Here is a 16,001-nt window from a genome sequence, read left to right on the forward strand (position 1 = left end):
AGGCACCATATGGCAATTTTTCAAATTCATGTTTATTCCGATACCTTGATGCAGGATGTAAGCTGTTCCCTGATTCTTCCATTACCGAATGTTACGAATATGGAATATGGAACTAGATGTACCTATCCTGCGGAAAATGAAAAGTATCAAGTAGTTTGGCTTCTGCATTCCGGTGCCGGTGATCATACAAAGTTTATCAGGGGCAGCCGTATCGAGCATTATGCGAAAGTAAATCAGGTTGCTGTTGTGATGCCGAGTGTGGGCAATAGCTTTTACTGCAATCTGCCTCATCACGGCAATTATTATGATTATTATACCAAAGAATTACCAGCGATCATGAGCTCGCTTTTCCCATTATCGAAGCGCAGAGAAGATAATTTTATCGGTGGTATCTCAATGGGCGGTTTTGGTGCTTTTGCGGCTGCATTAAGAAATCCTGATCAGTATGAAGCGGCATTTTCAATCTCCGGCGCTCTTGATTTAGATGAACTTGGCAGCATTGTAAGTATCAGCGAATGGTATAAGCAGATCAGCGGCTGTGTTTTTGGTGATCATCGCCAATATTATAATCCATCAGAACACGATCTTTACTCTATGGCAATGAATCTTCTTAATGAAGGCAAAAAAATCCCTCGTTTATATGCTTCATCAGGGAGTGAAGACATGTATTATCAAGCAAGCAAAAAGGTTGTTGACAAATTACAGCAGCTGCCGATTGAGCTGACTTATGTAGAGGGGAAAGGCGCACATGACTGGGATTTTTGGGACCCGCAGCTTAAAGCTATATTTGAATGGCTGAAGGTGCGCAAAACATTTGTATCAGAATAAAATCAAGAACAGCTGAATACTAGCTGTTCTTTTTGAATGTGCATTGACAAGTCTGCATTCAGGCTATAGACTGATATTAGAAACTGGGTATTATCATCAAATCAGGGAGAATGATGATAAGGATAGATTCAAAGCAATAAAGATGTGGGGCAGCGTCAGTCTGCTTTTTTTAATCTTTATAATCATTTATTGCTTTATGTTATAATGTTAAACAAAGGCTTTGATCAGAAGCTTGATAACGTTTACAATTTTGATTCTATGGTGTACTATTTATCAGATAAGCAGGAAGGAGTGAGTTTTTTGCTTCGTAAATCAAAAATTAGTGAAATGCTTAAGAAAGCATGTGAAAAATACACATTAAAGGATATTGAAAATGGCTTTGAGGGTTTCAGTGCAACGCAGCTGGCAGATCAGTTAGCTATGGATCGTGCCAATGTCAGTAAAGAACTGAATACTTTATTTTTGGAACAGCGGGTAATTAAGGTAATCGGCCGCCCCGTTTATTATTTTGACGCGGAAGTATTTGAAAAGCTTACTCATGGCAAAAACGAAGTGTTTGAAACTGATCATCTGAATCTGTTGATTAAAGAACATAAGCAGCATGTCAGTGATCCTTTTGAATTAATTATCGGCAGTGAAGGCAGTTTAAAAACCATTATTAAAAAGGCAAAGGCCGCGATGATTTATCCGCCTTTTGGCCTGCATACATTATTAATTGGCCCTACGGGTGTCGGCAAGACAATGTTTGCGGAAATCATGTATTCTTTTGCCAAGGAGCAGGGTGTTTTAAATGAAAAAGCTGAATTTGTAGTATTTAACTGTGCGGAATATGCAGATAATCCACAGCTGCTGCTAGGTCAGCTGTTTGGTTATGTAAAGGGTGCCTATACGGGTGCTGATCATGATTCGGAAGGCCTGATTCATCGTGCCAACAACGGCATTCTGTTTTTAGATGAGATCCACCGTCTTTCACCGGAAGGTCAGGAGATGCTTTTTATGCTGATTGATAAGGGTGAGTACCGCCGCATGGGTGATTCTAAGAATACGAAGGCCAATGTACTGATTCTTGGCGCTACCACTGAAAATACTGACTCAGCCCTGCTGAAAACCTTTCTGCGGCGTATCCCGATGACGATAACAATTCCAAGTCTTCAGGAGCGTACAATTAAAGAACGCTATGACCTGATTGAAAAATTTCTCCGTCAGGAATACAGTCAGCTTAAAATACCGATTCAAGTAACTAAAAAGGGTATGAAGGCTTTGATGGGCTATGACTGTCCCGGCAATATCGGTCAGCTGAAGGCGGATATCCGGCTGCTGTGTGCCCGTGCTTTCCTCGATTATAAGGCTCGTGATTTAGCCCGTGTTGAAATCAATTCATCGCTGCTTGCGGATTCAACCTATGCTGGTATCTTTAAATCAGAGAAACAGCCGGAAATTATGGAAATCATCGATTCTCATGCTGGTAATCTCTTCATTTATAATCAGGAAATTAATTTTGAATCCTTTGATTTCCGTGATCTTGAGGATATCTACGGTCTGATTGAGAAATCCTTCTCCCGTTATGAGATTGAAGGCTATTCTGCCGATACGATCAGCCGTGAGATTAAGAAGCAGATTGAGGAGTATATCTCGCGTCTGATGAATAAGCTGGTAAATACTGACATCTCACAGAAGGAAGAATTATATAAGATTGTATCACCGCGCATTTATCGTTCTGTCGAGATTGCCATGCAGATTGCTGAGCATCACATTAACCGCAGTATACCGAAGAAGGCTTATGCCGCGATGGCTCTGCATATGTCTGCCATTGTTGAGAATCATGTAACTCATTCAGCATTCAGCGCCAATCAATATACAATGGCAATGGATCATCCGCTTGAATATCAAACAGCCAAAACGGTCAGAACGATATTACAGAGTGAACTTGATATTGAACTGCCGGAGCAGGAAATCATTTTCATTACCTTATTTTTAAGTATGGAAGAGGAACGCAAGACAGAATCAAGTCATATCGGTTTATTAGTGCTTGCCCATGGCAATGGGGTTGCCCGCAATATGGCTGATGTAGCAAATACCTTACTCTGTACACATCACGCGCATGCGCTTGATATGCCGCTGAAACAGAATGTTCAGGAATTTTTAGAAGTTGTCAGTGATAAGGTTAAAGAAATTGATGAAGGCAAGGGCGTCCTGCTGATGGTTGATATGGGCTCTCTATTATCCTTTGGTGAATTAATTACTGAGAAAACCAATATTCCGGTTGCCACGGTGGAGATGGTTTCTACGCCTTTAGTGCTTGAGGCCACCCGCAAAACGATGATGGTTGAATATACATTAGATGAATTAGCAAAAGAATTTAAGGATATGCTGCCTTATATCGGCCGTTCCTTTTCTTTGGAGATGAAAAACCGCATCCAGCAGAATTATGCGATTATCTGCACATGTCTGACTGGTGAAGGGGCGGCAATTAAACTGGGCAATCTATTACGCTCAGCGATTCCTTTAATTCAGGAATATGATATTGAAGTGCTTTGCTGCAACAAAGAGACATTCAAAGAAATTGATCTGAAAGGTAAGACGATTCTAGCAATTGTCGGCGCTGTTGATCTGCTGCTGGAAAATGTTCCTTACATCCCTTCTGATAAAATGATCCTTGAAAATGGACTTTATGAAATAAATCAGATTATACAGCGAATGGTGGGATCGAAATCTGATATCCAGGAAGTACCGAATTATATCACGCATACGGTACTTGCCGAATCATTGACTTTCCTCGATCTGGATAAAACTGAAGATGTAATTCAAAAGTCTTTTAAACTGATTGAAAAGATGGTTGATATTCAGGATTATAACCGTATTTTGGTGAATTATATTCTGCATGTGGGAAGCATGGCAGAGCGCTGCATTCAAGGCCAGATTCTTAATTATGAGAAGATTGATGAGCTGATTGCGGCTAAACCGGCACTGTATCATGCGGTTAAACTGGGAATGATGATTTTAGAAGAAGAATTCAAATGCAGTGTGCCTGACACAGAAATAGGTTATGTTATGGATTTGTTTGACACAGAATAACACACAGAAGAAAATTGTCGAAAAAGATGCGGAAATATCGCATCTTTTTTAAGTTGCCACGATTCTTGCTAGTATATAGGTGAAAGTTAACTTTGAAAGGAGAAGTTTGAATGAGTAACCATGTATTCCTGATTTGCACACATGGACGCTTCGGTGAGGAATTAATCAAATCCGCGGAAATGATTGGAGGACAACTAAAGAATGTTTATGCGTTTTCACTGCTGCAGGGTGTTGAACCTGAAATCTACATGCAACAAATCGAGGAAAAGCTAAAAGAGCTAAAGGGACAGTCGATTATTTGTCTTGTTGATTTATTTGGCGGTACACCGTGCAATACTGTGGCACAGCTGACTCAGCGTTATGATTTACAGATCGTAACCGGTGTTAATCTGGCAATGTTATTGGAAATGGATTCACAAAAGAATAATTTAGAAAGCAAGGAATTGATTGAATTAGGTTTAAATACCTTAAAAGAAAGCGGCAGAGATGTGCTTTCATATCTGAAAGGAAGGTAATAAATATGGCAAACATTAAGCTTATTCGTATTGATTTCCGTTTGATCCACGGACAGGTTGTAAACAAATGGATCAAAATTACCCGTTCCAATAAGATCGTGGTAATTGATGATTCACTGGCATCAAATGAATTTATGCGCAGCGTGTATATCATGGCAGCGCCTCCAGGGGTTGATGTTCAGGTTTACAGCATTAATGATGCGATTAAAGAATGGAAAGAAAATCAGTTTGGCGAGGGTGAAGTCTTAGTATTGTTTAAGAGTGTGCCTGATGCTTACCGCTGTTTCAAAGAGGGTTTTGAAATCAAAGAACTGCAGATTGGCGGACTTGGCGCACAGCCGGGACGTAAGATTGTTTATGGACCGATCACTTTAGATAAGAGTGACGCGGATCAATTAAGCGAAATGCAGCATGCCGGTGTTCGGGTTTATTTCCATCAGGTACCGGATGATCCATCTGCAGAATATGACAAAGTAATGGAAAAAGTAAAATTCTAAATTAGAAAGAGGAGAAAGAAATTATGACAACATTCATGATTGCAGTCATCAGCGGTATCCTTTATTTTCTGGGTACTTCGAGAATCGGATATGGTATATCCAGCACATTGGGCGCACCGGTATTCTTAGGCTTTATTTATGGTTTGCTTTTTGGTGATGTAGCGAATGGTTTAATTATCGGCGCATCAATCAATCTATTATATTTAGGGGTTGTATTTACCGGCGGCAACGTACCGAGTGATGGTGCATTGGCAGCTTGTATTTCGATTCCGGTTGCTTTACAGCTTGGTTTAGATGTTGATACAGCAGTTACAATTGCGGTTCCATTTGGTATTCTTGGTTCATTTGTCGATCAGATCCGCCGTACAAGCAACCTGATCTGGTTACATAAGGCTGATGATTTTGCCGCTAAGGGTGATGAAAAGGGAATCTATCGCTGTGCGATGGTTTATCCTACAATTACCGCATTCTTTATTCGTTTTATTCCTGTGTTCGCAGTAAATCTGTTTGGTGCTGACGCTGTGCAAGTATTGCTTAACTATCTGCCTGCCTTTATCACAACGGGTCTGTCAGTAGCCGGCGGTATTCTGCCTGCTATTGGTTTCGCGGTTATTATCATGTCTATTGGGCGTAATGAATTGCTGCCTTATTACTTCATCGGTTTCTTTGCGGTTAAGTATTTAGGTATCGGCAATATGGCATGTGCGGTATTCGGTATCTGTATCGCTGCACTGATGATTTATAGAGATAGTAAGAAAGGGGCGCAAGCATAATGTCAGAACGTTTATTAACTAAAAAGGAAGTCAATCAGGCTCACTTATATTGGTATTTAGCTGCTGAAACAAATAACTCTTATGAACGTCTTCAGGCACCTTCATTCTGTGCCGCGATGGCAAAGAATTTAAGAAAAATCTATAAGGATGACGATGAAGCTTATAAGGAAGCTTTACAGCGTCATTTGGAATTCTATAACACAGAGGGTACGATTGGTGCTGTAGTCGTTGGTATCGCATTGGCTATGGAAGAAGAAAAAGCCAAAGGCAATCTTACCGGTGATGTTATTACAGGTATCAAGCTTGGTTTAATGGGCCCTATTGCCGGTATCGGTGATACATTAATCTGGGGTATGTCTAAAGCTATCTTATTAGGCATGGCATGTACTTTCGCTCTTGAGGGAAGCCCGGTAGCTTTATTATTCCCGCCGATTTTCTCAATCATGATTTTTGTGGTTGGCCGTTATACTTGTAATTTAGGTTATAAATTAGGCAGTGAGGCAGTACCGAAGCTATTAAAATCAGGTACGATGAATACTTTAATTACTGCCGCATCAGTTTTAGGTTTATTAATGATGGGAGCTTTATCCGCTTCTTATGTTAAGGTTTCTACACCATTGGCATGGACAATGTCTTCAACCGGTGCAGAAATTGGTTTGCAGGCGAACCTGGATGCTATTCTTCCTGGTATGCTTCAATTATTGGCAGTATTTGGTATTTATTGGTATTTTACGCATAAAGGTCAAAATTATATTAAACTTGTATTTACAATCCTTGCGATTTCAATTATTGCCGCGTTCTTTGGCATTTTAGGTTAAGGTCAGCAAAATGGAAATGTCATGGATCAAACAGCAGTGTGATCGTTATTTGGACGAGCATCTTGATGAGCTGTGGGAGATTTCCCGTTATGTACATGCCAATCCTGAATTAGCTTATGAGGAATATAAGGCTTGTAAAGTACAGTGTGATTATCTGAAGAAAATGGGGTTTGAAGTCGTTGAGGGGGCAGGCAATGTGCCTACCGCCTTTACGGCTAAAACCGGATCAGGCAAACCGGTGGTGGCGATTGTGTCAGAATATGACGCATTGCCGGAGCTGGGGCATGCCTGCGGTCACAATCTGATTTGTACGAGTGCTTTAGGCGCGGCGATTGAGGCTAAGCATTTTCTTGATGAACAGTCTGTGACAGGTACGCTGTATGTTATTGGAACACCGGCAGAGGAAAGCGGCGGCGGCAAGATCAAATTGCTGGAAGCAGGTATTTTTGATGAGGTGGATGCGGTGATTATGCAGCATCCGACGAGTGCTCCAACTCGTTTGGCAGGTGCCTGCATGTCATCAATGCGTCTGGATATTGAATTTTTCGGGAAGTCTGCCCATGCCGGCAGTCATCCAGAAAATGGTATTAACGCGTTAAGCGCGGCTAATTTATATTTTGTGGCCACGGGCTTATTGCGCCAGCATTTTAAAGGTGATATGCGACTTTCCGGTATTATTACCGAGGGCGGCAAGGGTACCGGTTTAATTCCTGATTATGCGCATGTGAAGGGCAGTATTTCTTCTTTCAGTCTGAAGGATTTGAAAATGAATGCGGAAAAAGTAAGACACTGCGCGGAAGGCTGTGCTCACGCGCTTGACTGTGAAGTTAAAATTACGATTGAAGAAGGTTATCAGGGACGGGTGCCGAATGAAATCTTATCAGAAGTGTGCCGCAAAGAATTGACGGCCTTAAATGAACCGCTGCTTGAGGGCATGCCGTTTGATTACGGCGGCGAAGATTTAGGGAATGTTTCCCGGCGAATACCGATTTGTAATCCATATGTAACAATATTCCCTGATTATAAAATCAGTAATCATACCGCGCAGTTCAGAGAATTGGCAATTTCAGAGAATGGCAAACATTGTCTGGAAATTGCTTCTAAGGCAATGGGCAGAACGGCGATGGAATTCTTGACCCATCCGGAAATTCTTGAAGCCGCGAAAGAAGAACTTGCTGAACGTTTGAAAAACGAAGATTAGGTTGTGTCAGTTGGCAGAAAGTAGGATGTGTTGAAGATGAAATACCAGACAACCCAAGCACAGAAACAAAAGCAGAAGCAAATTTATGCCAAGCAGCAGATTCAAGAGCTGCGTCTTTTGGAAATGGGCAGTGATGAATTATCGTCACTGGTTGAGCTGGAACTGGAGAATAATCCTTTTTTAGAGATGGATGACAATTATTTTAAGGGTGATCCTGATTTTGATTTAATTTTGAATTATATCCAGCCAGAAGAAACTTTAACGGATGTGCTGATGAGCCAGCTGAGAATTGGTGATTATGAGGATGAGCGGTTAATTGAAGCGCTCATCCTGCTTCTTGATTCAAATGGTTATCTGAATATGACACTTGATGAAATATGCCGTCTGCTGAACAGTGATGCGAAAACAGCAGAAAGAGCATTGGCTGATCTGAGATCCTTTGAACCTTATGGCATCGGTGCCTTTAACCTAAAAGACTGTCTGATTTTACAGCTGATTCACAGTGATAATATTTATGCTGATCTGGCAATTGAAATTGTCGAACAGGAATTAGAGCTGCTGGCTGAGAATAAATTAAAACAGCTTGCGGTTAAGCTGAAGGAAGAACTGGATGATGTGGTTAAGGCAGTAGCTTTGATCCGTTCACTTGATCCAAAACCAGGCGCGCGGTATGCTTCAATGTCTCCGCCGATTGAGCCGGATGTAATTATCAAGCATAATGATGAGGGACTCTGTGTTGAATTGAAGGATCGTGCTGTCTACCATCTTCAGATATCGACAATCTGTCTTGATGATGAAGACGAGAGCGTAAAAGCGGTACGCAAAAAATATGTATTAGATGCTCAGCAGCTAATCAGCGGTATAACCCGCCGCTGTTCGACATTGCTGAATGTGATGGCACAGATTCTGATTATTCAGGAGGCTTATTTTCTGCATCAGGGTGATCTGAAGCCCATGTCATTAAAAATGCTGAGCAATGCACTTAATTTGAATGAATCAACGATATCAAGATGTATCAAGGATAAGACTTTGCAGTTTGACGGGCAGTTCATGGAAATTAAACAGCTTTTTACTGCTGCTGTTAAGAGCGGTGAAAGTAATCAGCAAATCATGGAACAGCTTCAGCGATTCATTAAGCATGAGGATAAGGAACATCCGTATAGTGATCAGGAACTAATGCTGATCCTTAAAGATGAGGGAGTTGAAATATCAAGAAGTGCGATTGCGAAGTATCGCAAAATATTAAATATTCCTCCTGCGTATAAACGTAAGAATTTTTAAAATAGATATCTAAGCAGAGGGGTGAGATCGTGAATATCGCAGGTATCTTAATGACGGTGATTTCCGCCATGATTTTTGGCTTTACACCCGTTCTGACAAAGTATATTTATGGGCTGGGCGGTAATGCGATGACTGTGATTTTCTATCGAAATCTCATTATAATGCCGGTTTTGTATTTACTGGCCAAGCGTCAGCATGCGTCGTTTCAAATGCGTGGGGATATGCGGTTAAATATGCTGATAACCGGTGTAATTGGTTCAACTGGAACAACCCTTTTGCTCAGCTATTCCTATAATTGGATTTCTGTAGGTACAGCTACTACGCTGCATTTTCTATATCCGATCTTTGTGGCTCTGCTTTGCCGTTTCTGTTACGGTGAAAAGCTGGGCGGCGGTAAGACGCTCGCGTTGATTTTGGCGCTGCTTGGCACTTGCTGCTTTATGGATCTGCATGATATGGAGAAAATGGGCGGCCTTTTAATGGCAGTTGGTTCTGGCTGCACCTATGCATTTTATATGGTTTTGACTGAAAAAAAGAATCTGAAGGAAATCAATCCCTTTGTGTATTCATTTAATATTTCCTTGATTATATGTGTCTGCATGCTGCTGCTGAATTTATTTACTCATGAAATTATTTGGCGGCTGGATCTAGTCTGTCTTGGTTTAATCGTTTTATTGGCGATTCTAAATTCGGTATTTGCGATTACCTTGCTGCAGGTAGGAATTAAAAAGCTGGGTGCGACAACGGCTTCCATTTTCTGTCTGTTTGAGCCAATTAACAGTGTGGTTTGTGAATGGCTGTTTCTAAATGAAAGTTTATCCTTTTCTAAATTGCTGGGATGTACGATAATAATAGCAGCTATCGTTTTACTGGTAGTATTTGAAAATCGCAAGGTGAAGCAGCGAAGAAAGGCAGCGTAAATGATGATAAAGGCATTACTTCTTGATTTAGATGGCACATTGATTGATTCTGAGCGGATTCCCAGAATGGCATGGCAAAAAGCGGCTGAGCATTTTGGCTTTACCGCCGATGAAACATTTTTAAATCAGCTGACAGGCATGACAAAGCAAACCGCTCAGGGCTTAGTGAAAAAGGTATTGCCTGAAAATGTTGATGTGGAAGCTTTTCAAGCTTATCGGCATCAGATCATGGCGCAGATTTTAAAAGAGCAGGGAATCAAAGCCAAAAAAGGCGCCCGGGAATTGTTGCTTAAGGCGCAGCGTGAAGATGTTGAATGTATTGTGGTAACTTCCTCTTATACTGTTAGTGTAGGTGAAAAGCTGGCGGCGGCAGGGTTAGCGGATTTGATTGAGAAGACTGTCTGCGGTGATGAGGTTATGCATGGCAAGCCAGCACCGGATATATATTTATTAGCTATGGAGCGCTATCATCTAAACAAGGATGAGTGCATCGTCATTGAAGATTCAAAGAATGGTTTGCTAAGTGCAAAACAGGCAGAAATCAAGTCGATCCTGGTACCTGATTTAATCAGTCCGGATGCTGAAATGACTGCATGCCCTGAAGTGGTGCTTAATGATTTAACAGCCGTCTTAAAGTATTTATTTAAGGATTAGATTTCTGCGGTGGGAAGTGATGATCTCACTGTTGAAATAATTGATCAGACATCCCTTTCATTTGATCAAAGCAAGTGAGTCACTCAATGCAGTGATTCTTTTGCTTTTTGGCATAAACCTGTAAATAATTGGTAGTAAATTAACTGATAAGTACAAAGTTCGACGTTTCATCAAGCTGAATCAGATATTATTTTATAGTTTGTATTATAGATAAATGTGCTATAATATGCGGGTTAAAGGATGATAAATTATTATATTTAGTAACAAATTAGCCTTTAACTAAAGGAATGAGATGTTCCTTGCATAACCATCTCATAAATAAAAAACAGGGAGGAAAATTTAATGAGCGATATGGTGCGTTACAGTAAAGTAACAGCTAAAAACCAGCGTGAAATCGTACTGCTGAAAGGCAGACCTTGTGTTTGGGGCAGATGTGCATTCTGCGATTATACCCTTGATAATGGTGAAGACGAAGCAGCAATGGTTGAGTTTAACCGCAATGTTCTGCGGCAGATTACAGGTGAGTTTGGTGTTTTGGAGGTTATTAATTCAGGCAGTGTGTTTGAATTGCCGACACAAACATTAGCGGAACTACGCGAAATTGTTCAGGATAAAGGCATCAAAAAATTATTCTTTGAGGTCTATTGGTGTTATCGTGAGCGTTTATCTGAGATTGAAGACTATTTTCAAATTCCTATTATTTTTAAAAATGGTGTAGAAACGTTTGACGATGATTTCAGGAATCGTGTTTTAAAAAAGGGAACGATATTCAGCGGACCGGAAGAGGTTGCGAAGTATTTTAAGTCGATTTGTCTGATGGTAGGTATTCAAGGTCAGAGTAAGGAAATGATTGATCGTGATATGGAATATCTTCAAAAATATTTTGAATATGGCTGTGTTAATATGTATGTAAATAATACGACAAAGATTAAGGAGGACCCTCAGCTTGCTGCTTGGTTCAGAGAAAAATATGCTTATTTAGAAGCTGATCCAAAAATTGAAGTGCTGTGGAACAATACTGATTTTGGTGTTGGCGAGGTATTGTCATGAGGAAGCAATCAGTAAGAGCCATTGCGATGCAGGCAATTGTAGCCGCATTATATGTAGTGCTGACATGGGCGGTGGCGCCGTTAAGCTTTGGCGCTGTACAGTTTCGTTTTTCTGAAATAATGATCCTGCTTGTATTTGTTGATAAGCGGTACGGTCCGGCGATGATTTTGGCATGCGCATTAGCTAATTGCTTCAGCCCGCTGGGTATTGTTGATGTTATATTTGGTACAGCGGCAACCTTCTGCGCGGTGGAATGTATCAAACGCAGTAAGTCATTACTCATTGCGACGCTTTGGCCTACGCTATTTTGTGTTATCATCGGCGTAGAATTAAATGTAGTCTCGGATCTGCCGTTTCTGTTTACCACCTTTACTATTATGCTGGGTGAATTCGTTGTTGTGACATGCATCGGCTATCCGATTTTCAAAGCCTTAATGAAAAATGAAGCTTTGCTGAAATTAATTAAATTGGATTAGCATCACGAATAAAATAATACGGTTATAAAATATATCAATATGAGAACTATTTTTATATCTCAAAAATAGTGTTGATATGATAAAATTATAGAGAAGAAAACATCTAACAGAGTGACTGCCGATAAGCTCCTCTCTCTTTTTTCCTTTTGGGATTGGAAGGGAGGATAAACGGTATGGATTTATCACTTATAATTGCTGTTATAGCATCGGTTTTGTCTGGTGCAGCGATAGTGATTTACTTGATGCATCTTTGTTTTTACATCCTCTTTGAAAGTTCAAAGAAGGAAAAATAAAAACAAAACACTCTGTTTTCTAAATTTGACCGTTTAGACAGAGTGCTTGTTTTTAACATTGTTTAAGGCAGACACCTGAAAGATGTCTTTCTTCACTATTATTATAAGCAAATCTAAGAAATAAATCAAGCAATCTGTGAAATACAAGGCAGCTTTCACAGCTGTTTTGAATAAGTTATTTGAGAGTTTTAAGATAAAACTAAAACATTTGGGTGTCATGAGCAATGTCAACTAGATGTTTTTTTGATATAATAAGAGTAAGAAGGTGAGGACATGAAAGCGCAGCTGATTAAAGTATTGAAAAATACACGGCGGGTCGTATTTTATCGGGGGTTAGAGATATTCAGTCAGCATGCACTGACGCTGAATAAAAAGTTTGGCAATAATGTTTACAGTTTTCATGTGCATAATTCTCAGCAGGGTGTTTATCAGACGAATATTTATCTGAATGATGAGCATGAAGTGATGCATATGGATTGCTCGTGTCCTTATGGGCATGGCGGCTATTGTAAGCATGAAATTGCGGCATTGCTTGTATTGCTGAATGAATTTGATCCTGATCTTGATATTTTAGCGACCGCCGCAACTTTTAATGAATGGCTGGATGAGGCATATCCGCAGCAGCAAAGTCTGATGGAATATCTTTTTAAAGAAGAGGCGCAGATTGCCAGAGATTTTGATTTGGGTCAGTTTCTGGATTTGTTTTCTAAGCGGCAGCTTTTGTCTGAAATGAAGGACTTTGATCAATTTTCAGATTTGCTGAGAGCTTTCTTATATTTACGGTATCGGGATGTAATTAAAAAAAGCTATGATGCTAATTACAAAAAAGTATCATAGCTGCAGAAAGGAAGTTGAATTGTGTATCAAATTATAATCGGTGATGATGATCAGTCATTTTTAAAAGAAGCGGCGGTTGAAACAGCGGCGCTAATGGAACATAATGGAATAAGACAGGGCATTGATTATGAACTGTTAACGTTTAATGAACCTCAGCGGCTGATCGATTATCTGCATCAAAACAAGGATGCGTGTCAGCTTTTAATGCTCGATGTTGAATTCGGTTCAAAAAACGGCTTAGCGATTATGAAAGAGCTGCGTGAACAGGAATTAAAATGCGGCTTAATTTATCTGACAAACTATCGTGATTATGTTTATGATTGTTTTGATACACAGCCGCTCTATTATATGCTGAAGCCTATTGATTGGCAGAAGCTTGGTGATGTGATATTAAAGAATTACCATGAGCATTATCAGGGCAGCAAGCTGAATTTAAAATTATCAGGCAAACATGTGATGCTGGCTTATGATGATATTTATGCTCTTGAAGCAACGTCTCATAAGGTGTGTATTTGGCTGAAAGATAGTCAGCTGGCATGGAACGGAACCTTGTCCGCCATTGAACAGCATTTACCGAGTCATTTATTCTGCCGCTGTCACAATAGTTTTCTTGTAAATCTGACACATATTCAGGAATTAGACCGCAAGGAAATAAAAATGGACAATGGCGCTCGTTTTCCCGTCAGCAAGCGGCTTTATGCTACAGCTCTCAGACAGTATTTTGCATATTTAAAGAATTAGAAATTTAATCGCTGTTTTGGTCAATTAAGAGTAAAAGGGCAGTTTGCACAGCAAAACGATCCGGCAGAATATCCACCTGAAGATCACTGTGATAGCGTCTGGCAATATCCAGCATGGTTTTCATGCCATAACCGTGATTTTTACCCTTGCTGCTGATAATATTTCCCTTGGCATCATGCAGAACCTCGCCGGTGCGTGAATTTTCAGCTTCAATATATAAATAATTTGCGCGTACATGCATCGTTAATTTGATCCAACGCTGATTTATTGGCAGCATGGCAGAGGCATCAATAGCATTATCCAGTAAATTCATAAGATAATTGCACAAATCGACATCCTTAATCGATAATTCTGCAGGCAGATTGATCTGATAGGTCATATCAATGCCTGCTTTTTTCGCGCGTTCTAAGGCACTGACAACAATGGCATTGACAATCGGCTGCTCACAAATTCTCATCGGTAATATTTTCTCAGAATCATTGGTTATCTGCTTCAGATAATCGGCAACAAGCTCTGTTTCTCCCTGCTGATTCAAATCGGACAGAATATTAAAATGATGCAGTACATTATGGCGCATTTTCGCTAATTCTTCACTGCTTTGGTTCATTAATCTGAGGTTATCATAAGCTAATTGATTTTTAAGTGACAATGCCTGTATTTCAGTTTGGAAGTTGATTGAACGGCGTATCAATTCGATAAAGCTTATCAGCATGCAAAACAGAAAAAGCAAGGTGCCAGTCCAGTTGATTATGATATTAGGTATTATTAAAGTAAATAATTGAGCGAACATTGAATTAATATAGGATGTATAAAAGCCGTCACTAAATAAAGCCGAGCCAATATATAGACCGCAGACGCATACGGCGGTAATTGTTAATGCGGGTACGAATATTTTGAAAACACTGTTTTCATCACGCATTTCAAGGACAGAAAAAATAATTAAGAGAATCAGCTCAGGGATCAGCAGCTGCCATGAAAGATAAACAAGATCCCATACGTCTACGCCCAGCAGGCCTAAATATTCAAATAAAGTCGTAAAGAATGCGGGAATCAGCAGCAAAGGGGCATAAATTTTCCGGTATTTGTCCATTTGCAGCCAAAGATAAATCATCGGCATATAAACAAACAACGGCCGTCCAAGTCCAAGCATTGGAATATCAAAGAGCTGGTTGTTCGGTAAGTAATAACCCAAATTGCGCAGATAATAAAAGGTCTGTACCAAGGCAGCTAACAGCAGCAGCAAAATTGAGAAATTCCATTTCCCGCTGATGCCGGTGTAAAACCACAGTCCTATTAAAAGTAAGGCGGCTATTGCCAAAGCTGCCGCTGGAATGATAATGCGGTTTACTGCCGCGGTAACCTCGGTTCTATCAAGGGCAATGCTGGATAGAAAAATCATCGGCAGCCCTGAGTATTCAACATTCATAGAAGCAAGTGTTAATTCCTTTCCAACATAATCAGGCGGCAGTGTAACTGTTATATTTTCAGCGATAAATGGAACCGCAAATGTTTCTTGCGGAAAATCAAGTGCGCCAATTTCTCCGGTTAGATTGGAAATATTTGTATAAAACAGAACATCATCAAGAAATAAAGCACAGGGATTATAAAAATTTAGCTTAATCGTTGTGATACCTGCTTGCTGTTCAGATTCACTCAGTGTACGTGATAAATAATAAACTTCATTTTGGGTTTCAAATAATTCACGGGGCGTCAGAGAAGTCTTTTCATCTCCATTGTAATAGTACATATCCCAGCCTACTGTATCATCTAAGTTTGGTGATAGTATTTGCATTTGTGAATCAATGAGCGTGAAGTTGAAAAATAATGTAATGAATGCTAATACAATGCCTGCGAAAAGAAAAGAAATGATCCAGTTTTTTTTATCTGACAGCTTTTTCATGACACTCCCCGCTTTCTATATATTAAGGATATATGAGATTCAGAAAGCCGTCAAGATTCACAACATTCCCTTTTAAGCAGAAAAAGGTGCCACTTAGGAAAGGGCTGTTTTTAAACAAAAAGCGTTTTGATAGAATGAAAGT

At 40.0% G+C, this 16,001-nt stretch carries 15 protein-coding genes; 14 read left to right on the forward strand and 1 reads right to left on the reverse strand.

Translation table 11 applies throughout. The features are described 5' to 3' along the window. The first annotated feature begins 9 nt into the window (after positions 1-9). The 14 genes from DWZ33_RS08620 to DWZ33_RS08685 all read left to right on the forward strand — a co-directional run bounded on the left by DWZ33_RS08620 (position 10) and on the right by DWZ33_RS08685 (position 13,959). Positions 10-828: an alpha/beta hydrolase gene (locus tag DWZ33_RS08620; protein WP_118454535.1), complete on the forward strand. Its 819-nt coding sequence runs from the start codon at positions 10-12 to the stop codon at positions 826-828. Positions 829-1,119: 291 nt separating this feature from the next. After that, complete coding sequence (locus DWZ33_RS08625) at positions 1,120-3,903, forward strand: sigma-54-dependent transcriptional regulator (protein WP_244925864.1); 2,784 nt, start codon at positions 1,120-1,122, stop codon at positions 3,901-3,903. A 110-nt stretch (positions 3,904-4,013) separates the two neighbouring features. Next, positions 4,014-4,418 (forward strand): PTS sugar transporter subunit IIA, encoded by a 405-nt coding sequence (locus tag DWZ33_RS08630; RefSeq protein WP_022938065.1) that lies wholly within the window; start codon positions 4,014-4,016, stop codon positions 4,416-4,418. A 5-nt stretch (positions 4,419-4,423) separates the two neighbouring features. Then, complete coding sequence (locus DWZ33_RS08635; RefSeq protein WP_022938064.1) at positions 4,424-4,915, forward strand: PTS sugar transporter subunit IIB; 492 nt, start codon at positions 4,424-4,426, stop codon at positions 4,913-4,915. Between the two features lie 23 nt (positions 4,916-4,938). Continuing rightward, a complete protein-coding gene (locus DWZ33_RS08640) occupies positions 4,939-5,688 on the forward strand; it encodes a PTS mannose/fructose/sorbose/N-acetylgalactosamine transporter subunit IIC (protein WP_022938063.1) in 750 nt (249 codons plus the stop codon). Then, positions 5,688-6,506 carry a PTS system mannose/fructose/sorbose family transporter subunit IID gene (locus DWZ33_RS08645; protein WP_029474453.1) on the forward strand — a complete coding sequence of 273 codons (819 nt, stop codon included), beginning with the start codon at positions 5,688-5,690 and terminating at the stop codon, positions 6,504-6,506. Before DWZ33_RS08640 ends, DWZ33_RS08645 begins: the two co-directional genes overlap by 1 nt. A gap of 10 nt (positions 6,507-6,516) precedes the next feature. Next, positions 6,517-7,707 carry an amidohydrolase gene (locus tag DWZ33_RS08650; RefSeq protein WP_244925865.1) on the forward strand — a complete coding sequence of 397 codons (1,191 nt, stop codon included), beginning with the start codon at positions 6,517-6,519 and terminating at the stop codon, positions 7,705-7,707. A gap of 36 nt (positions 7,708-7,743) precedes the next feature. Continuing rightward, a complete protein-coding gene (gene rpoN, locus DWZ33_RS08655) occupies positions 7,744-8,988 on the forward strand; it encodes an RNA polymerase factor sigma-54 (RefSeq protein ID WP_022938060.1) in 1,245 nt (414 codons plus the stop codon). Positions 8,989-9,017: 29 nt separating this feature from the next. After that, positions 9,018-9,908 carry a DMT family transporter gene (locus tag DWZ33_RS08660; protein ID WP_118454536.1) on the forward strand — a complete coding sequence of 297 codons (891 nt, stop codon included), beginning with the start codon at positions 9,018-9,020 and terminating at the stop codon, positions 9,906-9,908. Next, the gene (locus DWZ33_RS08665; protein WP_118454537.1) at positions 9,909-10,562 is read left to right on the forward strand and encodes an HAD family hydrolase; all 654 of its coding nucleotides are present in this window, start codon (positions 9,909-9,911) and stop codon (positions 10,560-10,562) included. Between the two features lie 342 nt (positions 10,563-10,904). Beyond that, entirely contained in the window at positions 10,905-11,612 is a 708-nt protein-coding gene (locus DWZ33_RS08670) for a radical SAM protein (protein WP_244925866.1), read from the forward strand. Next, on the forward strand, positions 11,609-12,088 hold the full coding sequence (locus DWZ33_RS08675) for a QueT transporter family protein (protein ID WP_022938056.1): 480 nt from the start codon (positions 11,609-11,611) through the stop codon (positions 12,086-12,088). Before DWZ33_RS08670 ends, DWZ33_RS08675 begins: the two co-directional genes overlap by 4 nt. A gap of 566 nt (positions 12,089-12,654) precedes the next feature. Continuing rightward, positions 12,655-13,218, forward strand: a complete 564-nt coding sequence (locus tag DWZ33_RS08680) for an SWIM zinc finger family protein (RefSeq protein ID WP_022938054.1) — start codon at positions 12,655-12,657, stop codon at positions 13,216-13,218. A 21-nt stretch (positions 13,219-13,239) separates the two neighbouring features. Then, positions 13,240-13,959, forward strand: a complete 720-nt coding sequence (locus DWZ33_RS08685; RefSeq protein ID WP_118454538.1) for a LytR/AlgR family response regulator transcription factor — start codon at positions 13,240-13,242, stop codon at positions 13,957-13,959. A 4-nt stretch (positions 13,960-13,963) separates the two neighbouring features. On the opposite strand, the gene DWZ33_RS08690 is transcribed toward DWZ33_RS08685, so the two are convergent. Next, positions 13,964-15,859, reverse strand: a complete 1,896-nt coding sequence (locus DWZ33_RS08690) for a sensor histidine kinase (RefSeq protein WP_118454539.1) — start codon at positions 15,857-15,859, stop codon at positions 13,964-13,966. Positions 15,860-16,001 lie beyond the last annotated feature (142 nt).

Origin of the sequence: Dielma fastidiosa, assembly GCF_003475485.1 — a bacterium.
Taxonomy (GTDB): domain Bacteria; phylum Bacillota_I; class Bacilli_A; order Erysipelotrichales; family Erysipelotrichaceae; genus Dielma; species Dielma fastidiosa.